Here is a 24,548-nt window from a genome sequence, read left to right as displayed (position 1 = left end):
CATCGGAATATGTGGTGATGCGGTGGTCGAGCGGCGTGGTCGGCGCGACCAAAGCCCCGGCCTGATCGTATTGCAACACACCCGCAGGGTGATAGGGCAGCCCATCCAACCCGGCCCGCCCAACCGCGTTTGACTGGCCCAGAATGGGGACAACGATCATGGGTGCCTGGGCACCAACGATCCGCTTTGGCTTGTGAAACGGCCTGCCGAGAGAGAATGGGCTCTTTGTCATTTTCTTTACCCGTGCTGAATGGAAATAAGGCCGCCATTATGGGAGTAAACCCAAAGACGGTTTGCTCCGCTTACGCCGGGAAAGATGTTTTGAAGCGTATCGCGCTCACCTTGACCCGGTCGATACTGGATAGCACCACCAAGCGATGTCGGGGCATTTGCATCAGCGGTGGCTTGGAAATCCATCGAATAGCCCGACCGGTTTTGAAACAAAACTTCTGTCGAAACCTCACCGTCAGTCAGTTCTGTCCATTGATTTTGAACCGCTGGGATCGTTGTACTTCTAGGCATGTCAGTCTCCTATTGATTGCAATCGAACAGGGTAAGCACTCAACCGCTTGGGTTTGAACGATGCTTGGTTCGAATTGCGCTGCTTCACGTCAACTGTTTGCCATGTGCTAATTTATGCGGTCCTAACCGCATCAACCGTTATTTAATTGAAAATTAGGGATTTTGTGGGTGCACGATGAGGACGCGAGCAAACGTCGCGACCTTTAAGATTCAACCATGCTTCTCATGAGGCACAATGCAAAACGACCAATGCCGTCTAAAACCGATGTCACTGTGGAGACGCCGGAATGGGCGTGGATATAACGCCGATCAAGTAAAGATCTGGATCGTTTGTTGGAGGCGTGGAAGTATCCCTTTGAGAGCGCGTATCCGATATTGGAAACGGCCCTATCGCAGCCTGATCGATCATCCCCTCTGCCAAGAACGCTTGCCCCTCGCCCGCAACGTCGCCGATGACTTTGATGGTCTGGCCAACCAAGAGCCCCGTCACAACAAGCGGCATCACACCGGTATTGGAGGGTTTGGCAACGCCCTTTGAAACATACCCCGCAGTCTGCCCGGGCAAGGTCCAACCAGATGTCTTAAACAGATTCAAATCAAACCAGGGTCGTTCGATCGTAACCTCTAAAAGCGACACTTCAATTCTTTTAATGTCAGTGCCCTGCGGGATTTTTTTTGCACGATGGCCATTAAACAACAACAACTCTTGAGGATGAGCCTCGATTGTTTGAAACTCCTGCCTCATGCCCTCAATTCGTAGGGTTTTGGGATTGATACTTGCCTTCACAAACCCTTCTGCTGACTGATCCATCCAATCCTCGGGCACCGCAGTCACGGCCCGCCAACTGGATGGTGTGATAGACAAAGACGCAAGAGCAGCATCGTCAAAAACCTTGCGATCCTGGTTAATGATCTTGTTCACGAGGCTAAATTCACCCCCGCCATCCGCTCCTTTTATGATCATCCCATAAGTGGATTCACACGATGCCCCGGCTATAAACTCCTGCGTCATCTCAGGAATAGGGTCGACCAGCTCTCTCAGAGCATAGGCCGCCTCAAAACTCCCCCCGCTGTTTGTGGGGGAGTACGCGTTTTTATAGGTGGCGCGGCGTATCCGATACGGCGTCGGCATCAGTTGAAGCACAGGTTTCGTCATATCGGTTTGCCTCCACAGCTCGTGACATCAACCTTTTTCAGGTGGGCTCATCGGGGTGATGTGATTGACAAAGGCCACGATCTGCGGGTCAGGCATACTCAAAGTGCCGCCGCTAAATGTGCTATTACTTGTGTGATGCGACGAACCACTCGAACTAGAGCCACCTGCGTGGAACGGTCCAAAGTGATAGCCACCACTGGCCGAAGTCGCAGTGGTCAGAGCCGAACTGTCTTGGGCTGTCCAATTGGCGGTAACGGTCAGATTTTTGACAATCACAAAGGCCGTGGGCACAACAGGCATGTCCTGCTTGTCCCCCGCGGTTAAGGCTGCGGCGATGCCGCTCAGGCTCCCCTTGGAAATCCACCCTGCCGGTTGCCCCAGTTCATTCCAACCACTCAGATTGAACAAGGACGAACTCAGCCAAGGACGTTCGATGGTCACCGTCATCATCTGGCCACTAATCGCAAGATTATCGCCCTGCATATGGTGCGACTGCGACGTGGTTTTGCCAGCAGATTGCTCACTCCACCCAATCAACCCAAGAAAGGACGAACCGGCAGATTGCTGATATTGCGAATAGTATGAGCTGTCAGAGGTGTATAAATGATTGCTGTTGAGCGTGAAATTCATCCACCCTTCAGCTTTTGTTGTATCCCAAAATGTCGACGGCGACGCACCCGTCAACCACCATGGCCCGCCGCCCGTGACAAGTGGGGCCTGCTGAGAGGTACTCATCAGTTTCTGGGCATCACCGATGACATTCGCAATAATGTTGTTATCGCTCGCAGCCAAAAACGCCAGAACCTCTTCAACGGCAGCCTTGTGGCCGTCAGCTGTCCAATTGCTCCACGCTGTATCAATTGCGTTCTGCAATTTCGGGGCCTGCGCCTCAAATTTTTTCTGCTGCTCGGGCTGAGACATGTCGTAGTTCAAAAACGTGGTGCGATAGTTTGCCAAGGCGTCCGCATAGGCTTTCTGAAAGGTCAAATACGCCTTGTAAATCGCGGATGACCCTTTGCTAATCGTGACCTTCCCGGTGAGCGGGTCTTTGGTTTTCACATCAACATACAAGTATTTCAACGCGTTGTTGTACTCATCCTGTTGCTGCTTGGACGGCTTCAAAGACGTCTGCGCCCCATCAACGATCTCTTTGTAAACTTGGCCAAGCGACCCGGTCGCAGGTTCATATGTCGGTGTAATACCACCGGATTTGTTAAACTTGGTGTAAAATGCTTCAGCATGGGTCAGATCACCATTGGGATTGTCTGGGCTGATCATGTCTTTGTAATCGTCGAGGTTGATTGAGCCATCGGTCACAAGCTGCACGAGGGTGCTGCTGGGGTTGTTGACCGCCGGGCTATTGCCCGTGGAATAGGTGACCATTTCGAAAATACGGTCGTAAAAGGCTTGCATGACTTGGGTTTCTTGAGCTTGGTCCATGGTATGTTCCTTTGGTTAAATGGAGGGTGATCAAAGCAGGACGAGCAACAGCGCATCGTCCAAAAGGGCATCAACCGCGAGGTCGCCAACGGCCTCCTCGCCAACGGACGCCCCAATATCGAGGCCGCCATCGGCCACCGAGGTCTCGCCAATTTCTGCTCCGGCCTCGTCCAATTGCGCCTCTGCCACATCTGGGACTTCATCGACCCCGAGATCATCCGCCTGCATCTCTCGCAGCGCGTCAGCGGCCTCTTCCAAAGTCTGACCATTTTCACCAGCTTGGGTTTCAATTTCCGACTGTTGTGCGGTTGCCACCTCGCCCTGCGATTGACTGACGTCGGAAATTTCGGGGCTTAGCTCACCGCGGACGTTCATGACTTCGCCCTCGTTGCCCGCTTCTTCGGCTTTGGTCGCCTTTTTGATCAGATCGTAGATCATGAATGCCTGATTGATTTGGCCCATGTATTTGGCAATCTGGTTGAACGTCTTCATGAAAGAGCTTTCATGTTTTGACGTTTTCGGGGCATCAGGTGGCACAACAAGGCCAGTGATTTTTTGCCCCTCATATGTGCCGAAAAAGGCTTTGGCTCGGTTCTTGGAGTTGGCCGAGTTTGAGCTGTTGTCACCCTTTTTGGCGGGCAACGTAGCCGTATAAAACAACAGCTTTGCCTCGGCAAACGTCATGTTCAAAAAGGAAAATTTGACGCCCGGTTCGGTGACACCATCCATCGTGACACTGCCATCCGTGCCAATCACCAACATCGGCCCCTTGGTCCAGGTTGTTTCTCCTTGGGGGCACAATTGTGTGTGATAGCTGCCCGCCCAATGCGCGGGTTCAGACAGGATCGGTTTGCCGTATTGGGCAACCTGATCGATCGTGCAGTTATACCCTTTTTGGACCAGAAAATTATCCAACTCGGCAGTGCTGAATTTTGGGTTGATCTGGATGATTTTGCGTTCAACGGCGATAAAGCTATTGAGGAGTTTGATATTGCTGGCAAGCGCCGTCGCGAAAGACTTCGCTGCCGTGATGGCTGCGGGAGATGCGGTCATGAGATTGCTCCTGGGTATGGGTGTTCAGGCCCGGCCCAAACACCCGAATATTGCGTCAGATAATGTCTTCGGCGGTTGTGGTAAGAACGTCTTCGCCATCTTCCATGGCACCGCCCTCGCCTTCTTCGCCTTCTTCGCCTTCGCCAGACACGGTGTTGGGCTCTTCGCCCTCGGCTTCGACTTCCTCTTCGATGGCTTCCTGCGCGGTTTCCGCCTCGCTTTCCGAGAGCTTTACGTCTTCCATGTCTGCGGGGGCTTCGATGTCTGACAGCTCCTCTGGCTCGGACGCCGGTGCCGCATCTTCGGAGCCAATGGCGAACTCTTCCTCTGACATCTCCTCGACCGGCTGCCGCACCTCCTCAGCCTTTTCGACGGATTGGTCGGCGGCTTTTTCGCTGACATCCTCATTGTCAGACGCTTTTTTCAGTTTGTCCTCGTCGGCCTTTGTCCCCTCGCCGCTGTCGATCTTTTTCTTCAGCTCCTGGATTTCCTTGCCGGTTTTGTAGAGCATGCCCATGTTAACAGCCATAAACAGGGCCTGACTCACCATGTTGATGATTTGATTGGCATATTCCAATGTTTTCAAACTGGATGACGTCTGCGGAGGAGCCTTTTTGGTCGCCCCTTGTCCACCCGCGCTGTTTGGATCAACCAATACCCCGGCATAGGTGTATTTCGTCCCATCTTCGGTTATGATCCCGGCAAACGACCGCGTCGCCTTGCCTGCAATGTTGCGCACGCCCATCACCAACCGGCCCGATGTTGCATTAAGCCCATCTGCGCTGTCCCAGCTTAGAACAAGCTGGTCGAATTTGTAGTTGATCAGTTCGGCCTTGGCGACAGACACAAAGGGGGCGACGTTGTTTTTCCCAGATCCAACAACCGAAACCACGCTTCCCGGTTCGTTCGCAGACGCGTTGGGACCTTTGCGCGAGGTTTTATAAAGCCCCGACCAATAATAGATTTTGTAAGCTGGCAGTTTTTGCTGTGCTTGAATCACGTAATCATAGGTCGTGTTGAAATCATCGGTCTTGTTCAACGTCTTTTGGGCAATGAAGTTGTCCATAATCTGAACTTCATAGGTCTTGTCTTTTAGGGCCTTGGTCAGCATATCAAACCACCCCAACAAAAGTGTTTTGTCCTGCACCATTTTCAGGGTAAAGCGATTTGCCTCCTTGATCATTTTCGGATCGTTGAGTTGCGGTTTCTTAGCGGGGGCTTGGGTGGCGGTGACGGTCATTGCGAAACTCCTTTTGGAAAATTTGGGGGATTAATCTTCGCCGCTGATGGACAAAACGCTGCTCTCGACATCGACTTCAGCCGGAGCGCTTTCACCGGAAGGCTCGTCTTGAACGACAATGGGGTTTGCATCAATATCTTCGGCAAGGGCCGCGGCGGCATCGCGTTGATCACCTGCCTGCTGGTCCTGGACTGCAGCCTCTAAACCGGCTTGCGCATCAGCAGGAGCAGGCAAAGCCGGAGCATCCTGATCTGCCTGTACAGCTTGATTAAAAACCGGATCTGGTATGGCCGCGACTTCAGCCGCACCATCTTGCAGGTTGGCGGCCTGCCCGTCCTGAGCAGCAGCGGCCCCCTGATCGTCTTTCTGGGCCTGTTGCGCGGCGTCCTGATCCTGCTGATTGTCTGGATTTTCGCGGGCCTTTGCTTCTTTTTCCTGCCGGTCGAGGTTCTTTTCTTTCCACTGTTTTCCGATCCAAAGCATCGCGGCGACGGCTCCAAACATGCCGACAATCGCGCCCAAGGCAGAGATAAGTGGCAGGATTTCCACCAAACCGGGCGGCAGCAATTTCTTGTCTTCCTCACTCACATCCGCAGTGGTTTCAGTGCCTACAACGAGGTGTTTCTTGCCATCAGAATTGGTCCAAATGCCTGAAAACACCCGTTCCGTCGTGTTGGATTTCGTCGGAACCAAATTAAAAATCAGTCGGCCGGAATTGTTCTGAACCGCCGTTTTTTCCCAGTCCAACGTCAGTGCCTTGAACGTTGGGTCAATGACTTCGCTGCGACCAAACCCAATATGATATGGCTTTTGCGGGTCTAGCGTCGCGGCAATGACAAGGGTCGGACCCTTGGTCTTTTTCTGCGTGTCGGGGTCAATCAACGTGGTTTTGAAAAACCCGTTCCAATACATCAAAGTATAAACCTGCATGACCTGCTGAGACGTCAAAACCGCGTCATAATCAGTGGCATAATCAGCGACACCATTTTGCGATTTGGACTTAATAAAGCCATTGGCCGCAGAAATCAGAGCGTCAGGCGTGGCATATTTTTTCGCGAGCAAAGTCGCAAAACTGATGAGCATACCCTTGTTCGTGAGCATTTCAGTGTTGAACTTTTCGGCTTCACTAACCTTAGACATTCTAGCCTCCCCTACAGTTTTTTGGTGTTGCAAGAACGCTAATCGGGCGGCGGCGTTTGTGTCGTGAAGGAAAGCCGAAAAAAATCCGAAACTGCCTTAGAGCAGGTTTTCGTATTTTTTTCGGAGTGTTTTCAGGTGCCGAAATGACGGACCTGCCATGGTTAACGGGCCAGGTCAGTGGGGCCTGGAACACTGCACAAGGACCATGATTATGGACACGAAAGTAGAGACCGGCGAAACTGGATTATTTCTTGTCAACTACCGCGTATCGAACGGCATGGCCGGCGCGCCGGTGTTGACGCTGGCACTCACCGTCAGCACACCCAACCGCATGGTGAGCGGCATCGCACATGTGACGCAAGCCTTGCAGCACCCCAATGTCGCAACAGCCCAAGTCACTGGCAGCTATCATGAATATAGCGATGTGAACGGGCCCAACTACGTCATTTCATTGGATGGCTACGCCCCCGTTGTCGTCAACAATGACGCCCGTCCAATCCTGGAAGCTGAGCTGGTTTTGGTTGGTGGTTGGGAAAGTGGCACCGGCTCCTTCAGCTTCCGCCGAGCCCCACAGGGACCAATGACGCACATCACAGATGCAGCCGTCGAAATGACCAGCAAAGCCTGATCTCAGCCATCAGGCCCACAACGCCAACAGGAGAGAAAACATGATCCCGATTCCGCAACCCATTACAAACGTGTCCGTCTATCCCTATACGACCGCGCCAATAGAACTCATGCCAGTGATCGAAAATGCTTCGGGCACCTATTCGGTTGGCACTCTTACGACCCATGTCTATTACAACATGGATCTGCATGGCGGTGAGCGACACGGCAAGCTGGAAAAGGGCGGGGCCTATTTCGCAGTCGCCACAGACAAATCCGGCAAATCCTTTCGCACCCATTGGATGCATTGCACCGATGATGGCGAAACGCCAAGCTTTGGTCTGACAAACAACATGGCGATGCAGAACGCGACCGCCCCGGCTCTGCCTTTGACAGAAGGCAACTACATCCACATCGAAGAGCTTTGTGACTTCACCACAATTATTAACTTTACCCCACCTGCGATTGGCTCGGCCGAAGTCACTCTGGGTGACAATGGTTGGTTGATCGGAACCCGAACCGGGACACCCCATGTCAACGGGTTCCTGATCAAAAACCCTGAGCTGCCCAAGTTCTTTGCCGTAGGAAGCAAGAACATCAGCATCAGTGCCAAATCCGTCAAGACAGGTCAAATTGTGACGTACAGCAACTTGACCCTGGTGAGCGCCGATGCCGATGAATGCGTTTTCCTGCAACAATTCATCTAGGTAAATTTTAGGTAAAATGCGCCGCAGCCTCTCCGCTCCCTAATGGCTGCGGCGTGTTTCTCTCATGTATTATGATTCATGCCCTCCCCTTCCCGACCTCACAAGCGCCTCGCCCCATTTTGCGCGCTAAATGTGAACTGGTTGACGACCATTCGCGTTTTTCGGTTGTTTTTTCGCGCCCTAGAGGAACTGCGGACTCGCTAACCATACGTAAAGGTGTAAACTACCGTGCGGGTGGCCTGCGACCAACTGCACCGCAGATTGCCAGCGTTCACAAAAGGGGGGTGCGGATGGCGTCGGAATTTGAAGCACCGGAGGCGATCCGCCTCGGGCGCTTAATCTTTCTTCCGACCGTTAAAAAGTTGCACGACGACAAAGGCGAGACCGTCTATTTGCGTCCGCAATCTGAAAAAGTGCTGTTGGTGCTTGTCGACAACCTTGGTACCCTAGTTCGCCGCGACGACCTGATAGAAGCCGTCTGGCCCGATTTAAATGTAACTGATGACAGCTTGACCCAGTGTATTTCTGATATCAGGCGGGCTTTGGGTGACCGATCTCGCAAGGTGCTTCAAACGGTCCCAAAGCGCGGTTTTGTTCTGAACGGCGGTGAATTCATCACAACCGACGAGCCAAGGATTGGCGCGATTTTGGCCGAAACTGCGGCTGGATTTGACGCTTCAAGCGCTGCGCTGGTGCATCTGCAAGGCGGTGATAACGCGGCCCAGCAGGTCTTGTCACAGAGTGCGCAAGTTGTTGATGCCAACGACGCGCAGGTGACGATGCTGGTCCAAAACCTGCCCGAAACACTGCGCCGCGCCCTAGATGAAACCCATCCAAATATCAAAATCGGAATTGATGTCACCGGGCGCAGCGCCGCCACGGCCAAAGACATGTCTGATCTGGCTGGCCCGGGTGAAATGATTGTCTCTGTTGGCATCAAAGAAGCCGCAACTTCAGCGCCCGAATTCGAGTTCGAAGACTTGGGTGATGTGCAATTGCGAAGAAGTGGGCACAGTGAGCGCCTGTTCAGAGCCCATCTTTTCGATCCCAAAACCGCAGTTGTGCCAGACCTGTCCGCGGCTGATGTGCTACCTACAATTGCAGTGATCTCACCGCGGCTTATCGTTGGTGACGACCCTGGCGGCGCGATGGGGGATCTCATCGCGGATGAGCTTGCTTCAGCCTTGTCCCGCACCCGCGACGCGCGAGTGATTTCGCGCATGTCCTGCCTTCCATTTCAAGGCCCCGATCTTGATCTTCGAAATGTCTGGGCAAGGTTAGGGGCTGATTTTGTTATCACAGGCCGCTATCGCTTAAAGGGGCCGCAAGTCGTGCTGGACATCGAATTGGCCTCCCGCGTGAGCAATGAGACGGTCCTGTTTGAACGCTTCGCAATAGACAAACAAGACGTTCTTAACGGCTTTGATCTTGTTCAGGAAATTGTCTCCAAAATTCGTAAGTCTATCGTCTTGAACGAGATCAAGCGGGTGCGGCTGTTTCCAGTGGAAAGCTTGGACAATTACAGCCTGCTTTGTGCCGCCGTCGGGCTGATGCATCGGCTGTCCCCCTCTGATTTCAATTGGGCCAAAAAGCTTCTGGAAGCGCTGGTCGATCGTGCCCCACATCAACCCAATGCCCTGGCCTGGTTAGCGCGTTGGCATGTGCTCAAGGCGCAGCAGGGTTGGTCTGATAATCCCAAAGAAGACGCAACGACCGCGATGGAATGTGCGTCGCGGGCGCTGGATCTTGATCCCGAAAACACCCATGCTTTGGTCAACCGTGGCATCGTTTTGACCAACCTGTTTGGCCAGCTTGACGATGCCGAGGAAGACTACAACACGGCACTCACGCATAATCCAAATGATGCCCACGGGCGGTTATTGCGCGGGATGTTATATGCGTTTCAGGATCGCGGCACCGAGGGGGTCCGCGATACGGAACAGGCTCTGGCCCTTGCGCCTCTTGATCCGCACCGCTTCTTTTTCCTCGCCCTAGCGGCTGGTGCAAATTTGACGGCTGGAAATTACGACCGGACCCTGGAACTGACCAAAGCGTCGCTCAGGTTGAACCGAACGCATGCCTCGACTCTGAGAATGCTTGTGGTGGCGCATCATTTGTCCGGGGATGAAGCGGCTGCCCAAAAGGCACTCAAGGATTTGGAGCGGATGCAACCGAATTTGCGAGTGAGCGATTGGCTTCGATCGTCTCCCAGCGCCCCGTTTCAAGTGGGCCAAATATTTGCCGATGCATTACGCGCCGTGGGCGTACCTGAATAACTTTTCTTAGGGAGTGGACTATGAGCACAGAAGATTTTGGATCCCCGTCTGCGGCTTTTGCAGCCTTTGCAGCTTTTGGAAATTCCGCGGCTTTTGCAGCCTTTGGAAGCCAAGCCGCCTTTGCTGCCTTTGGTCAGCCACAAAGCCCCATGATGGCCGAAGCCTTCCTGACCAACCGCGACGGTGTTGTTGGTAGCCCGTTGAAAATCCGGGAAAACGTACCGCCGTTACAGGAAAATGATCCTGCCAACCTCGCCGCTTTGTCTGCGGATGTGCGGGCCAGCCTTTGGATGTCTGAACTGGGATCGCGTGTGGCGATCACAGCGCCCGAGCATAAAAAGGGGGTCAAGGCCACGCTATGGAAAACCGATTTGATCGGTGACGCAACTCCGCGCGCCGAGATCAGCGAAGTCATTTCGATGGTCAGACCCACAGAAAAGCAATTTCGCCAACAGATGAAATGGGTCTCGGGCTATGCTGACATTCGTGCGGATCGGGCCGCTGAAATTCTAAGTCAGGTTGGTTCCCCGGCCCCGTTCTACGCAACTATTGCCTACATGGATCCCGCCCGCACGCCCTATACATTAGAGTTGCTGCAAGCAGGATTGCGATTTGCCAACTTTGTTGAAATGCAGATGAAATACATCCTCGCCGTCAAAAGGCCATTGGAATATTCGCCGCAAATCCAGCCGATCATTCCGACACCAAACCACGGCTCCTTGCCAAGCGGCCATGCCACCGAAGCCTTTTTGACAGCACGTTTGTTATGGAAAATTCTACGTGCCGCCGCTCAGAAACCCTATGAAGATGATGGGTATTGGGGCGAAATGCTGATGCGCACTGCCGCCCGGATTGCGGTCAATCGCACTGTCGCTGGTGTACATTTCCCAGTCGACAGCGCCGCAGGTGCCCTATTGGGATTAACTGTTGCCGACCTGATCGAAGCGGAATGCGGCGGCTCTGACACTTGGACATCAAGCAAATTCGTCGGACCACAATTCGGTGGCAACGACGATTTTGACTGGCACGCACTATACGACGCCAAAAAGGACAAGCAGTGCCGTGCGAGCTGTGGCGAAGGACACACAGACATCGGCGACGCCGACGCGGCTGAGTGGTGGGCCAAGGACCAAGACCATATTTGGGCCAAGACCCGAACGCATCAGGTTGATGGCAAAGCTCTGAACTCCAAGCCCTTACATTGGTTGTGGAAAAAGGCCGTGTCAGAATGGCAAGATCCTGCGTCGCGGACGGAGGGTTGAGCCGTGGCCATGAGATGGATTGCAACACCGCCGGCGTCCCCCAGCCCAGCGCATCCGCCCTTGGACGCAATTTTGGCCGCCCGCATAAACCTACATTCAGCGCGGTCAGAAACGGCAGAAAACCCTTGGTGGTCGGCTCTCTTTGATCTCAGAGAGGTCAGCCTCAATGAGCTGGCCGAGCAGTTTGCACCAGACGACTTTTTGATCCCCTCAGTTTACAGTCCCCAAGACCGCGCCCAATCAGGCGGCCGCCGGTTGGTCGCCGTTTTCGTGCGGCATCGGCTCTTGGAACAGCTGAATGAAACGGGACGGACATTTGGAATCTTTGCGATCAAAGACGGCATGATCCATTCAGACGACATGATCGATGCGGCGGCGCAATTTGTCGAACCAGCGCAAATCAGTACCTGCGATAATTCAGTAGTTATGGCGGTGATTGATGACGGGATTGCCTTTGCCAACGATCTTTTTCGCGACGGCCCTACGTCAACCCGCGTTGAACATGCCTGGGTGATGGCAACCCTGCCTGACAAAGACATAGGCGGTCCAAGCATGGGGCGTTTTATCGACAAAGACGCCACGGATGCTCTGTTAAAGGCGCATACCAAGGCCGGGTTGCTCGATGAAAGCGCCTTTTACCGCAAGACTGGTCAGATTGATTTTAGGAATGGAGAGTTTTCACCCGTGTCTCTGAGGCGTTCGCACGGGACGCATATTACCGGTGTCGCCGCGGGCCACCCAATGTCCAAGTCTCTGCAAACACGTCCGATCATTTGCGCAACACTTCCGCCTCGGGTGACACAAGATACAACCGGACAAAGTTCGCTCCCGGCTTTGGCCCTTGCCTTACAAGACCTACACCACCAAGCGCAGCGGTTTCGCACTAAAAACGGTTATGCGCCAGTTGTGATGAATTTCTCTTTCGGAAATTTCAGTGGGCCGCATGACGGCACCGGAGAGATTGATGCATTGTTTGCCCAGTTTCTGGATCAATGCCCAACCCAAGATCGCCACCTTGTCCTCCCGGCAGGCAACGGCAACCTGTCGCAAACACATGCGGAATTGACCTTTCCTCAGGATGACCGAGACACCAAAGACTTGCACCTCTCCGTCCCGCCAGATGATCGGACGGCGACACATCTGCAAATGTGGATGCCGCGTAGAAAACGCGCAGGCAACTTGGTCAACATTCAGGTGACGCCGCCCGCCGGGCCCACAAGCCCGCCCCTCCACGCGGATGGCACAACCGCGGTGTCCTATGATCTGGTCGATGACAGCGGTCTCTTGGCACGGCTGAGCTATTCCATGACATGCGATCCGATAAATCGTGGACTGGCTGTTTTGACCATCAGCCCAAACACAAGCTTTGCCCCTCAGGACCCGACAGCGCCTGCCGGGGATTGGGACATTGCCATCACCCCAGATGAAATCGAACCACCAGATCAGGATAACGGCCTGTATCTTCCCATAAACTCTGTTCAGGTTTGGGTTCGGAGGGATGAAACGCTTCCCGGTTTTTCGCCGGGGGGGCGTCAGGCAATCCTAAACGATCCAGACTATGTGCGATTTGGAAAATATGGAGAACGGCTTGCGACCGATCCAAAGGGCAGCAAATCGCTGGTTCGACGGGCTGGCACCCTGAGCGGTTTTGCTTGCGGCAAAGCGCCTGTCGTCATTGGCGGTTGTATCGCCAAGGACCTTTCGCTGCCCGCCTATTCGGCCGCCGGGCCAATCACGCCCTATTCGGAGGACGTCGAGACATCCAAGCCCAAAGTGGCCCGCGATGGACCGACTGTGGTGTCGCGATCAGATGACAGCACAGTCTTGACAGGCATCATTAGCTCTGGATCAACCTGTGGCTCATTTGTCCGGCTCAACGGCACGAGCGTCGCAGCGCCAGCAATAGCGCGGTTGATCGCGGATGAATTGGCTGGCAAGCCCAAATCTTCCCCCCATCCAATAGAGGCAAGCGCCACACGCGCTGGCAAAGGGTTTGTCCCGGTCGACATCGCACTGCTTGATTTACCAAAACCCATCTTGGAGCCATTTCCCACCACAGAAAAAAACCATCAAGGGTGACCCCTGAACCTCGGTTGTCTCTCCTATTCAGTGCGCATGTTGGACAGCCGCCAATCTAACCGCCACCAAGTGACACACCCGTGATAGGTGGTGGCGGATTGGCGGGGCTGTTCTTTTGAGCTAGGTTTTACGCAAAACGGATCCAAGGACAGTTGCAACCGAGCCGTTCACACAGAACGAAGCTTGCTTCGCTTGCGCCTGCGCTGCGTCAACGAAACCCTGCTGTGACAGCATCCGGCCAAATGCACAGGTTGACTTGACCAACTATCTCACACTTAAATATGGGATGGCTGATCCATCGATATACCGTTCTCTCAAGCCAGAAAACACACTGGCCTGCTTGGACAGTTTGAATTCAATAATCGTAGACAGCGATACTCTGGATGACATGTTACCCAGAGTTCTGGATCATATTCTGGATGTCTTTGACTGCGACCGCGCATGGTTTTTGTATCCCTGCGATTCAACAGCAAGTCGCGTGAGGGTACGGTGCGAAAGATGTCGACCAGAGTGGCCCGGCCTATCCAGTGGCGATGGATGGTTACCAGTAGTTGATTCCGTAAAGCACATTCTAAAGTTGTGCGAAGAGAATGACGCCGCAGTCACGTTAGATTGCCATAGCTCCCCCGAAAGCTTTGGTCCGGACACGCCACAAGCCAGCTTTTCGGTTAAGTCGATGTTGACGATGCCGCTGCCGTCAAACGCGCACTTAAACTGGGTTCTGGGCATTCACCATTGTGTCGAGCCGGTTAATTACGAACACGCCATTCCGCTCTTTGAGGCCTTTGGCAAACGCGTCAGCAGTGGCATCACTCGAATGCATGCGATGCAGAAACTCGGCCAAAGCGAAAAGCGGTTTCGGGCACTGGTCGATCACGCACCAGATGCCATTATGATTGTGGATGCAGATACGGGCATTTTTGTTGAAGCGAACCCAATGGCGGCACAGCTTTATAGGGCTTGCCCGGATTCTATCATTGGCAATTACGGTCCCATTGAACTCAGCCCTGAGACACAACCCGATGGGTCTTCCTCAGCTGAAAAAGCGATGGGGTACATTTCTCAAGCCATGGCAGGAGAGTTCCCAACATTCAATTGGACCCATAAAAGTGTCGACGGTGACTTGATCCCGTGCCAAATTTCGTTGTCGCGCTTTCCAGACACCTCTCGCAATTTGGTCCGCGCCAGTATTGTCGACATCTCAGAAAGGGTCGAAGCGGAAAACGAACGCTTAAAGCTTGCCGCGCAATTGTCACAAGCCCAAAAGCTTGAGACGGTCGGCCAGATGACCGGTGGCGTCGCCCATGATTTCAACAACTTGCTGGCTGTGATTTTGGGTAATCTTGAGCTTTTGCAGCTTGTCGAGACCCATGATGAACAGTCACGTGCCTTTATTAAGGCAAGCATCGCTGCGACAAACCGCGGTGCTGAACTGGTAAAAAAGATGCTGAGCTTTGCCAGGCGCGCACAGTTATCGCCACAAGAGCTTCGCCTCAATGAAGTGGTGACAGATGTGCAGACATGGGGCGCTTTGACGGTTCCGGCCACGATTGCTTTGAATGTGTCGCTCGCTGAAAACCTTTGGCCTGTAATGGCCGATCTGGCATCAACTGAAAGCGCTCTTCTAAATCTGATAATCAATGCCAGAGACGCGATGAATGGCAGCGGTTCGCTCACCATCGAAACCAAGAATATCACAGTCCTTGACGATGACACTGATCAAGTGAAAGGCGATTTGCGTGCAGGGCACTATGTCATGCTGGCCGTGAGCGACACGGGGTCCGGCATTCCCAAAGATATGGTCAATCGGGTTTTCGAACCGTTTTTCACCACCAAGAAAATCGGAGAAGGAAGCGGGCTTGGCCTATCCATGGTACACGGGTTCATGAAGCAATCTGGGGGCTCCGCCCAAATCTATTCTGAACTTGGGTCCGGGACCTCCGTCAAGTTGTTATTCCCCGCGTTATCCGCTCCCCAAGACACATTGAATCCGGCTCGGTCCTCGACCAAAGATGTGGAACGCCCGGCATGGCGCATTTTGGTGGCAGAGGATCAGGAAGAAGTCATGGATATCACCGTGCGCGTTTTGCAAAGGGCTGGCCATACCGTTGTCGCCGCGCAAAACGGTGACATAGCGCTTGGCATTTATGATGAAAAAGGTCCGTTTGACCTATTGCTTACTGACATTGTGATGCCGGGCGACTTGCATGGACCGGCATTGGCGCAAGCGCTTCGAGATAAGAACCCTCACTTGCCCGTGGTCTATATGTCGGGTTACGCGGATGCCGCCGTCTTGAGCGGTAATGACCTGAATGAAAACGACATTCGGTTGATGAAGCCCGTGTCAAGAACAGTTCTCTTGGATGCGATAGATCAGGCTGCCAAAAAGGATTGATAATATCCCCTTATCAGAAAAACCAATGTCATTTTCTGACAAGCTGGGATCGACCACTCTGTCACTTTATCTCACGAGTTCAATACCCTGCCTTCAGCTCCAACAACAACGGAACGCGCGCCCACCCCGCTTCGCGACACTATATCTGGAGTTTGGTCCTCGTCCCAAACAATCGCCAAAAGTTCCGACCAGAAAGTCCTCTGTCGTTTTGACAGCACCTCCCGCCACCGCTATAAATCCAACACGGTAAGAGTGCGCGAGTTTTCAGTTCGCAAAGGCTTAATCGCACACACAGGCGCCCATTTCGCCCCGTGCCGGCAAGACAGGAAGACTGCATTTGACTGACGGTTCACTTCGCGTTGCGATTGTAGATGACCACGCCCTTTTCTTGGAAGGTTTCGTCAAACTGCTGTCCGACTACCCAACACCGTTGGTGCCAATGGCGTTCAACGCGGCAACCCAGCTTTTGAAAGCCGTTGACGATGGTGCCGAGTTTGACGTTGTTATCGCGGATCTGGCCATGAAGAATGTCAATGGCATAGCATTGATTGGCGCTCTCAAAGCGCGTGACTACACGGCCCCCGTTATCGTTTTGTCTGGAACCGAAGACGCCATTACACGGGCTAACGCTGAAATGGTCGGAGCGTTTCGTTTTGTCCATAAATCGGCCAGTATGGAGGAGGTTTTCAGCGCCATCCAAGCCGCCAGCTCCTATACCGCTCCCTTGGTTTCAAGACGACACAACGCGGGTCAGTCTGATCAGATGGATGAACACGGGATTGAGCGTGTTTTGCTCCCCCAATTGCCGCCACAACAGCTCAAAATCCTGGAACTTATGGCAACGGGGCGCACAAACCGGGCCATTGGAGAAGAACTTTCCATCAGTGAAAACACGGTCAAAACCCACATTAAGGCGATTTTTCGCGAATTATCCGTCAGCACCCGAACCGCAGCCGTTCAGCGCGCACGCGAGTTAGTGCTAATCTGACAAAACGGATTGTAGGCTTTTCTGAAAACCGGTTTGGTTTTTTGGAGTTTCGATAGGAATAGCAAGCTCCGCCAACCGCCCATCCATATCGGTTCCCTGCCCAACCAAAATCATTGGGGCCTTCTCGGCCAAACACGCGATTTCAGCGCTATCCGAGACATCTAAGTCAGGGCGGTCTAGCAAGATCACATCCGGCTCAAGCCGCAAAGCTTCGAGAAGGATTTTCGCGTCGGAAAAGGTTTCACCATGCGCAAATTCCCAAAACCAACTTGAAAACAAAGCCTCCCAATCCCCCAAGGTTTCGGAGGTCTTTTGTCCCACACACAAGACAAATTTGCGATCTGCAAGTGGTTGCACCTGATGATGTGGGTCCGATTTGGGCAAGTGCAACGTCAATTCGGTTCCCTGCCCCAACTCCGACTTTATCGAAAGCTGCCCCCCGAGCTGATCCGCGAGCCTTCGACAGATGCTCAACCCAAGGCCTGTGCCCGGTAACGCTTCGTCCCGCGGCAAGCGCACAAATTCGGTAAAAACCTGATCCTGTGCGCTCTGGTCAATACCGGGCCCATTGTCACGCACGGATAAGGAAACGGTGTCTTGGTCCTGGGTTGCGGCAATCCAAACATGCCCGCCGACACGCCCATATTTCAATGCGTTTGACAGTAAATTTCGCAAAATACGTTCGACGTAATGCGGGTCTGTGCTCACATGTTCACCACGACATGTCACATGCAAAACGACATTAAGATCATGGCATTGCGGTGTGAACTCCGCTCGGAGTTGGTCAAACAAAACGGGAATGCTGACGTCGGAAATCCGCAGGGTATGGATAACTTCGTCAAGTTGATTTGACCGCGCCAACTCACTCAGGAATTTCTCCTGGCTGGATTGCGTCTTGCGGATTTGCTTAATCAGCTCCAACTGATCAGCCGTGTCGACCTTGGCTTCTAGTGCTTCAATCAAGTTCCGCTGGGCCATCATGGGTTGCGACATATCATGGCTTATTGCAGCCACAAACCGGCTTTTTTCCTCTTGAATACGTTGATTTTCTTCGTGTTTAGCAATTTCTTTTTCAGCGGCCTGATGTTCAAGATTTGCAACGATGGCTTCTCGGGACTTTTGGCTCGCTTGTTTGTTGGTGGTCACGCAAAACCCAAAATACAGGAGGCAAAATGCACCGAAAATCTGCAGTAACCCGTGCATTTCAACGATGAGAAAAAGAGCAAAGGGGACAAGCGAGGACGCTGCCAATGCAAGATAACCAGGGCGATAAATCGTTCCAGCCATCACACCTCCGGTCGTCAGAGATGACAAAAATAGCCCGGCAACAAGTGTCAAAACTTCGTGCTCTTGATCCGCAACCGAAATCGCAAACGCCGCCCATAGCAAGCCGGTGATAGCGGTGATCACAATATGCCCGTGAAGGTAGGTTTGCACCCGCTCTCTGGCAATGCCATCTTTCCAGAGTACTTGGGCATAGACCAAAGTGACCAACACCATAAAACTGGTAAGAAAAAACCAAAGACCCGCTGTTCGAAGCAATCCCAACACCAACAGAACGCCGGTGATCAAGAGAATGACCGTCATCAAGGAGCGCGCAGAACCGACAGCCCGCTCGCGCAACAGCCGCGCCTCTTCGGCCAAAACATCCTCGGCCGTCGTTTTTTGCGATGTCGTTTCGGGTGATTGGGTCATGCGTGGCCAGAAGGATGGAGAGACGGGCCGCGTCTTTGAATGTTGAGCAGCAACACGCCCCCCAGCACACGCAACAGGATCGGCAGCACGGCAAAGAAAAACACCAAAACTGTCAAATGACCTTGGGAATTTGCACCTGTTTTATCAAAGCCAACCAGCTCCAAAACCGGGAATGCCATGCCCATCGGCACCACAAAAGTCATTTTTGAGACCGCATTTTTGAAGGCCAATAGAGTGGCAGCCTTGCGCTGATCTCCCGCCTCTTCACCTTTGTAGACGATATCGGCAAGCATCGACGTTGGCATAATAGCGTCACTGCCGAATGCCGCCCCCATTGCTATGCTGACAAAGTACATTCCAACAATATCGCCTGTTCCCAAGGTTGTAGCCAGGCCCAACCCGCAGCAACACAAGACAATTGATACGAGCCATGCAAAGGGCTTGGACTTCCAACGCGACAGGAAAACCCAAACCGGTAAACAGAGCGCTGTTGAACCAAACATCGCCAGAAAGAACATCCCGATCAATTCTGGGGCTTGAATGACGTGGGCCGTGAACAGCACAAGAAGCCCCGCGCAAAGCGAATTGGCGGCCTGCACGATGAAGAACACCCCCACGAGCCACAAAAACTCGCGATTTTCAAGCGCAGTGCGCCAACCGTTCCACAGAGAAGGCCTTGGCTGAGACACCACGCGGTGAGTACGGGGGACAAAAATGAGGTAAGAGAGAATCCCCAACAGGCCAAGCCCAATCGCGACCTGTGCGATTGTGGTTAAGGAAACCCCCATCTGTGATGCCAGAAGAACAGGAATCAGAGAGGCAAGGATAGCGCCAATGACTTGGAAAACCGCTTTGGAACTGGCTAAGTAGGATCGCTCATGCACATCGGGTGAAATTTCCAATCCGATCGACGAGTATGGCACGTCTACGATTGTGTAAAACAGAAAGAACGCCGTGCTAACCACAAGCAAATATAAGATGCCGATCCCTTCTGGGGGGGACAAGAGACACCAGATCGCGACAGCCAACCCCGGCAACCCCAAAACCATCCATGGCAATCGCGGTCCAAACCGGCTTTTGGTTTGGTCACTAAAGTGACCAATCAGCGGATCAGTTGCCACGTCAAGTAGCCGACCAAACAGGAAGACCGCACCAACCGCGCCAAGCCCCAACCCCATGTCGGCGGCGTAAAAAGTCGGCACGTAAATGACGAGCGCAAAGCCTGCCATTGCCAATGGTGTCGTCAGCACCCCGTAACATATGAGTTGCCAGCCGGATAAAACCCGCGTCCCCTGAGCCATGATGCCCGCCTCCCTAATGTCCACATATGATCAACGATTTCATCTGATTGCTAGACGCCGATTGTTCTTGGCCAAACCTTTACTCAAACCGAGATAAAATCACCGCGCGGTTTTGATCGACAGGACGCGCATTTTAGACAAAGCGTGAAGAGGAAAGGAACGCCTTGTTGCAAGGTAGGTTCACTGGGTTTGCCTCGGGTGCCAGGCCTCGCATCCTTCGTCCAATGTTCCATTTAAGGACAAACTGAAAAGTAACGAGCGGCAAAACCCAGATCTGCTCATAACTTGTCCGCCCGAACGGCGCACACCTGGCGACAGCGAAACAGTTTGGAAGACATATGATGGCATTTGGTTGCAGTGGGCATTGCGACGAAACGACGATTTTTATGCACGAAGCTTTTCGCTAGGATCCAAACGTCCTTTGGTCCAACCGCAACTCATCTTGGTGCATCTTGCAATGGTGAATAATCCACTCCACAAGCTCCATTTTCCTTATAGGTTTGGTCAAAAAATGGTCCATTCCGGCATCCAAGCAAGATTGCATTTCTGAGTTAAAGGCATGGGCTGTAAGTGCAACAATACTAGGTTGATGGATGTCTAAGTTTCTGATTTCTTGTGTCGCCTCTAGGCCGTTCATTTTGGGCATCGACACATCCATGAAAACAAGATCTGGTCGAAAATCCCAAGTCTGTTGAACGGCTTCTACCCCATCCTTTGCAAAACTGAGTGTGATCGGCAGAGGAGCTAGGTATTTTTGCAGTAACAACCTATTGGTTTTATTATCTTCTGCGACGAGCACTTTGAGCCCATCGGTGACAGAAAAGTCCAAAAATTCGTTAGGATCATCGGCGACAGGAGCGTCCTCATGCCTTATTCCACAGGCAATAGGCACCTTAACCTTGAAGACAGATCCTTGACCTAGTTGAGACGTGACCGAAATCTCCCCTTCCATGACATCAATTATGTGCTTTGAAATCGTTAAGCCAAGGCCTGTTCCCCCGAATTTTCGGGTTGTTTCCACCTCCGCTTGAGTGAACCGATCAAATATTTTCCCTAGCTTACTTTCAGAAATGCCAATTCCAGTATCTTCTACCTCAAAGAGCAAACTTGGCCCTTTATCTCCATGCTCCGCCCAGACCCGCACATAAACATTTCCGCGCTCTGTGAATTTGATGGCATTGCCGATCAGATTGACGATCACTTGACGCAGACGGCTTTCATCAGCTGTTACTCGCCGAGGACACGCGCTATCGACATCAAGAGAGATGGAAATGTCGCCACATCTGGGCGACGACCGTAAGAGAGAAATCGTGTCGTTAAAACAAGATCTTATGTCAAAATCGACCGCACTGAGTTCAAGGCGACCAGCGTCCAATTGCGAAAGATCCAAAACATCATTGATGACCGCCATCAGTGACTGGGACGACCCAACAATCATGCGGGTGAATTTGGCTTGGTCATCCGTTAATTCAGTGTCAGACAATAAGTCAGCCATACCAATGATCCCGGTCAACGGTGTGCGGATTTCATGGCTCATATTTGCAAGGAACTCAGCCTTTGCGCGCGCGCCTTCTTCCGCAGCACGGCGCGCCTCCGCCATTTCAATGGCTTGCACTTTGGCTTCAGTTACATCTCGTTCAATAGCAACAAAAAATTCAATGCTCCCATCGTCGTCGTGGATAGGGAATAGGTTGACATCGACCCAAATTCGCCGCCCATCACGCGTGATGTTTTCCACTTCTCCGTGAAAAGGAAGGCCAGCGTCCACAGCATCTTCAATAGGTTGATGTCGGATAAGATCCGGTTCGCCTCCTGCCAAAAGATCAACAATCTTTTGACCGATTGCCTGCTCTGCGGAAAAACCTGTAACTTTGGTAAAGGCCTCATTCACCCACATTATCCGACGGTCCGGATCAGATAGGACAACGCTGTCATTTGCCTTGCGGGCCACAAGAGACAGTTTACGTAACTCTTTTTGATGGCTGAGCAATCTGGAGTTTGTCCCCTGAAGTTCCTGCTCTTTGGCTTCCAGCGCTTGGGTAATGCCAAAGTTGTTCATACCAGATTTGGTAAAGGCGGCAAACATGTAGATCATGCACACCAGCAACATAGTTCCGGACACATCTGTAAAATTGAAAACATTGAAGCTTTCGACCTGAACGGCTTTGATTGTCAGCAGCACAATCGGTGTTGCGGCATAAATTCCAAGCCTTGTAAAACCAACCTTGGGGAATTTTGGCATTGCAATGGCCGAATTGACAGCACCCAGCCCTAAAGCGCCGATAACAAATAGAATATTTGCATCATCTCCGGCCAGAAAGAAGTAGATTGACGTTGTAGCACCCAATGTTACGCCCTGAACAGCCCCAGCCATCAAGGTCAGCTTTTCAGCGGAGTGCAGTTGGTCCGATTGGATTTTTTGCCGGACCTTCTTGTGGAGGATCATGCAATCGAACAAATCGCCGACCATCAACAATACAAAAGCAACAAGAGCCGGGATCAAATCAATAGCTAAATAGCCAAGACCACATCCGATCAGGTATAGCACAACCCGTGCTGGAAGCCGGCTAACCCGCTCATCGGCATGCGACAACAGCAGACGCTTGCGGGCCTCTATTGAAGACGTCCCCTTATCCACAGTGTCCGTTTCCAAACTCGGTTCTCTTGCTTTCTTCTTGCAAGAACACCAAGCCACATCGCCGTTAAAATACCTCTAAATCATCACCAAAGTCGCCATGATAAACGCGCCAACTATGCAAAACTTGGACGCAACGACACATATTATGGCATCGTAGCTTTAAAGGGTGTGGCCGCGCGGCCCTTAAACCGCGCAGGCCGTTGTGTTCTTTATTCGCCCAAGGCAATACCTTCACGGCGAGGGTCTGCACCTCCCCGAAGTTCACTTGCTATCGAAATAGCATGCAAACCGGAGTTCAATCCTCGGGATTTCGTTTTAAACCCGAGCGAGGCGAGCCCATCAGCCAACTCCTCGGCTTTTGTCCCTTCTTCAATGTCATAGGTGCCGAAACGATTCACCAAATGCGGCATGGAAACCGCTTGCTGGACGTCCATACCCCAGTCAATATGAGCGATAATTGCCTGTGCAACATAACCGATAATACGGCTTCCACCGGGGCTACCAATCACGAGGACCGGTGCATCGTCCTGCATTACAATCGTTGGTGACATTGATGAGCGAGGACGTTTTCCAGGTTCGATCCGGTTGGCAATGGGGACACCGTTCGAATGAGTTCGGAAGCTGAAATCCGTCAGCTCATTATTAAGCAAAAACCCACGTACAAAAAGCCGACTCCCAAAGCCGTTTTCAATTGTTGTGGTCATCGACAAAGCGTTGCCGTAGCTGTCCACGATTGAGATGTGGCTGGTGGACGGGAATTCGATAGATTGATCATCCGCCAGCAGCATCGCATGATCCCAGCCCGGTTGCCCTGGGGCAACTTTGTCCAAAGCACTACTGCTTTCTTTGATCTGACCTGCACGATCCGCAAGATATTGCGGGTCGACCAAGCCTTTGGTCGGCATTGGCACATAATCACTATCGGCCATGTAACGGCCACGATCAGCGAAGGCCAAGCGCGACGCGTCACCTATAATACGCCAGCTTTCAACATTGTCGGCCCCAAGCGCGGCAAGGTCAAACTGCGCGGCCATTCCCAGAATTTGCCCAACGGTGAGCGCACCTGACGACGGCGGGCCCATTCCGCAAACCTCCGTTTGCCGGTACTCTGCACAAACTGCTGGCCGTTCGATGACTTGGTAAGACGCAAGATCTTCGAGCGACAATAAACCGGGATTTCCCTTGGCATTTCGCACCGTATTCACGATGTCTTCTGCTATCGGGCCGCTATAAATTGCGTCAGAACCAGACTTGGCCATGAGCCGCAAAACATCAGCATAGTCTTGATTTTGCAAGACTGTTCCGGCTGCAAGCGGCGTGCCGTTGGGAATGAAATAATCCGCTGTCGGACCAAACCGCCCCAATCTCTCCGCATCGCGGGCGATTGATGATGCCATACGGTCAGACACGGCAAAGCCTTGTTCCGCATGGTTGATCGCGGCGTCAAAAAGCCCGCCCCAATTTGCATTTCCCCAACGCCTATGCGCCGTTTCCATTAGGCGCGGTGTGCCCGGTGTACCCACCGATAGCCCACCGACAACCGCATCAAAAAACTTGCGCGGTTCGCCGTTTTCATCCTGAAAAACCGTTGGTGTAACCACCATCGGCGCGGTTTCTCGCCCGTCAAGCGTCGTCAGCGTTTTTGTCTTGGCATCATACCAAACCAAAAATGCTCCCCCGCCAAGGCCCGAGGACTGTGGTTCGACCAGCCCTAGCACAGCTTGCACGGCAACCATGGCGTCTGCGGCGGTGCCTCCGTTGCGCAGAACATCCGCTCCGGCTTCAACGGCTAACGGATTGGCCGCGGCCAGCATCCAGTTGTCGGACGAAACAGGCACACCGTCAGCCTTGGCACGCAAAGCATCCTGGGCGGCTTGGCTTAAGTCCTTAAATTCATGTGTAATTGCTGTCTCCACCTCCGGCGAAACAGCATCTGTGGCGGTTTGAGAATACGCCTGTGTCACGACCAAACTCGTAAGCGCAGTCAGCAACAAAACTCGATTTCTGATCAACATTCTTAACTCCCACCAGACATTGGCATTTCCGCAGC

18 protein-coding genes are annotated in these 24,548 nt (G+C 52.7%); 7 read left to right on the top strand and 11 right to left on the bottom strand.

Features of this window, described 5'->3' with window-relative positions; genetic code table 11:
- From ACRBB0_RS26560 to ACRBB0_RS26530, 7 genes are all read right to left on the bottom strand, one after another.
- On the bottom strand, positions 1-232 hold a 232-nt coding region (locus ACRBB0_RS26560; RefSeq protein ID WP_431377484.1), incomplete at its 3' end, for a hypothetical protein.
- Positions 233-237: 5 nt separating this feature from the next.
- On the bottom strand, positions 238-522 hold the full coding sequence (locus ACRBB0_RS26555) for a hypothetical protein (protein ID WP_431377483.1): 285 nt from the start codon (positions 520-522) through the stop codon (positions 238-240).
- A 268-nt stretch (positions 523-790) separates the two neighbouring features.
- On the bottom strand, positions 791-1,678 hold the full coding sequence (locus ACRBB0_RS26550; protein WP_431377482.1) for a hypothetical protein: 888 nt from the start codon (positions 1,676-1,678) through the stop codon (positions 791-793).
- 27 nt (positions 1,679-1,705) lie between these two features.
- Positions 1,706-3,118, bottom strand: coding sequence for a hypothetical protein (locus ACRBB0_RS26545; RefSeq protein WP_431377481.1), 1,413 nt, complete (start codon positions 3,116-3,118; stop codon positions 1,706-1,708).
- Between the two features lie 30 nt (positions 3,119-3,148).
- The gene (locus tag ACRBB0_RS26540) at positions 3,149-4,171 is read right to left on the bottom strand and encodes a hypothetical protein (RefSeq protein ID WP_431377480.1); all 1,023 of its coding nucleotides are present in this window, start codon (positions 4,169-4,171) and stop codon (positions 3,149-3,151) included.
- A gap of 55 nt (positions 4,172-4,226) precedes the next feature.
- A complete protein-coding gene (locus ACRBB0_RS26535; protein ID WP_431377479.1) occupies positions 4,227-5,411 on the bottom strand; it encodes a hypothetical protein in 1,185 nt (394 codons plus the stop codon).
- Positions 5,412-5,441: 30 nt separating this feature from the next.
- Positions 5,442-6,551, bottom strand: coding sequence for a hypothetical protein (locus tag ACRBB0_RS26530; RefSeq protein ID WP_431377478.1), 1,110 nt, complete (start codon positions 6,549-6,551; stop codon positions 5,442-5,444).
- Positions 6,552-6,762: 211 nt separating this feature from the next.
- On the opposite strand from ACRBB0_RS26530, the gene ACRBB0_RS26525 reads away from it, so the two are divergent.
- From ACRBB0_RS26525 to ACRBB0_RS26495, 7 genes are all read left to right on the top strand, one after another.
- A complete protein-coding gene (locus ACRBB0_RS26525) occupies positions 6,763-7,179 on the top strand; it encodes a DUF1842 domain-containing protein (RefSeq protein ID WP_431377477.1) in 417 nt (138 codons plus the stop codon).
- Positions 7,180-7,219: 40 nt separating this feature from the next.
- On the top strand, positions 7,220-7,864 hold the full coding sequence (locus tag ACRBB0_RS26520; RefSeq protein WP_431377476.1) for a hypothetical protein: 645 nt from the start codon (positions 7,220-7,222) through the stop codon (positions 7,862-7,864).
- 290 nt (positions 7,865-8,154) lie between these two features.
- Entirely contained in the window at positions 8,155-10,140 is a 1,986-nt protein-coding gene (locus tag ACRBB0_RS26515) for a winged helix-turn-helix domain-containing tetratricopeptide repeat protein (RefSeq protein ID WP_431377475.1), read from the top strand.
- A 20-nt stretch (positions 10,141-10,160) separates the two neighbouring features.
- Entirely contained in the window at positions 10,161-11,402 is a 1,242-nt protein-coding gene (locus tag ACRBB0_RS26510) for a phosphatase PAP2 family protein (protein ID WP_431377474.1), read from the top strand.
- A 9-nt stretch (positions 11,403-11,411) separates the two neighbouring features.
- Positions 11,412-13,481, top strand: a complete 2,070-nt coding sequence (locus tag ACRBB0_RS26505) for a hypothetical protein (protein WP_431377473.1) — start codon at positions 11,412-11,414, stop codon at positions 13,479-13,481.
- Positions 13,482-14,058: 577 nt separating this feature from the next.
- On the top strand, positions 14,059-15,876 hold the full coding sequence (locus ACRBB0_RS26500; RefSeq protein WP_431377472.1) for an ATP-binding protein: 1,818 nt from the start codon (positions 14,059-14,061) through the stop codon (positions 15,874-15,876).
- A 337-nt stretch (positions 15,877-16,213) separates the two neighbouring features.
- Positions 16,214-16,864, top strand: coding sequence for a response regulator (locus ACRBB0_RS26495; protein ID WP_431377471.1), 651 nt, complete (start codon positions 16,214-16,216; stop codon positions 16,862-16,864).
- Here ACRBB0_RS26495 and ACRBB0_RS26490 read toward each other — a convergent pair.
- The 4 genes from ACRBB0_RS26490 to ggt form a co-directional block, all read right to left on the bottom strand.
- Positions 16,856-18,559 carry a sensor histidine kinase gene (locus ACRBB0_RS26490; protein ID WP_431377470.1) on the bottom strand — a complete coding sequence of 568 codons (1,704 nt, stop codon included), beginning with the start codon at positions 18,557-18,559 and terminating at the stop codon, positions 16,856-16,858. The genes ACRBB0_RS26495 and ACRBB0_RS26490 overlap by 9 nt on opposite strands.
- Positions 18,556-19,860 carry an MFS transporter gene (locus ACRBB0_RS26485; RefSeq protein WP_431377469.1) on the bottom strand — a complete coding sequence of 435 codons (1,305 nt, stop codon included), beginning with the start codon at positions 19,858-19,860 and terminating at the stop codon, positions 18,556-18,558. Before ACRBB0_RS26485 ends, ACRBB0_RS26490 begins: the two co-directional genes overlap by 4 nt.
- A 403-nt stretch (positions 19,861-20,263) precedes the next feature.
- Entirely contained in the window at positions 20,264-22,513 is a 2,250-nt protein-coding gene (locus ACRBB0_RS26480) for an ATP-binding protein (RefSeq protein ID WP_431377468.1), read from the bottom strand.
- Positions 22,514-22,707: 194 nt separating this feature from the next.
- The gene (gene ggt / locus ACRBB0_RS26475; RefSeq protein ID WP_431377467.1) at positions 22,708-24,513 is read right to left on the bottom strand and encodes a gamma-glutamyltransferase; all 1,806 of its coding nucleotides are present in this window, start codon (positions 24,511-24,513) and stop codon (positions 22,708-22,710) included.
- Positions 24,514-24,548 lie beyond the last annotated feature (35 nt).

This window comes from Pelagimonas sp., from assembly GCF_050633425.1.
GTDB lineage: Bacteria > Pseudomonadota > Alphaproteobacteria > Rhodobacterales > Rhodobacteraceae > Pelagimonas.
Note: the sequence above shows the minus strand (reverse complement) of the source record. Positions and strands in the feature narration are given on the sequence as shown.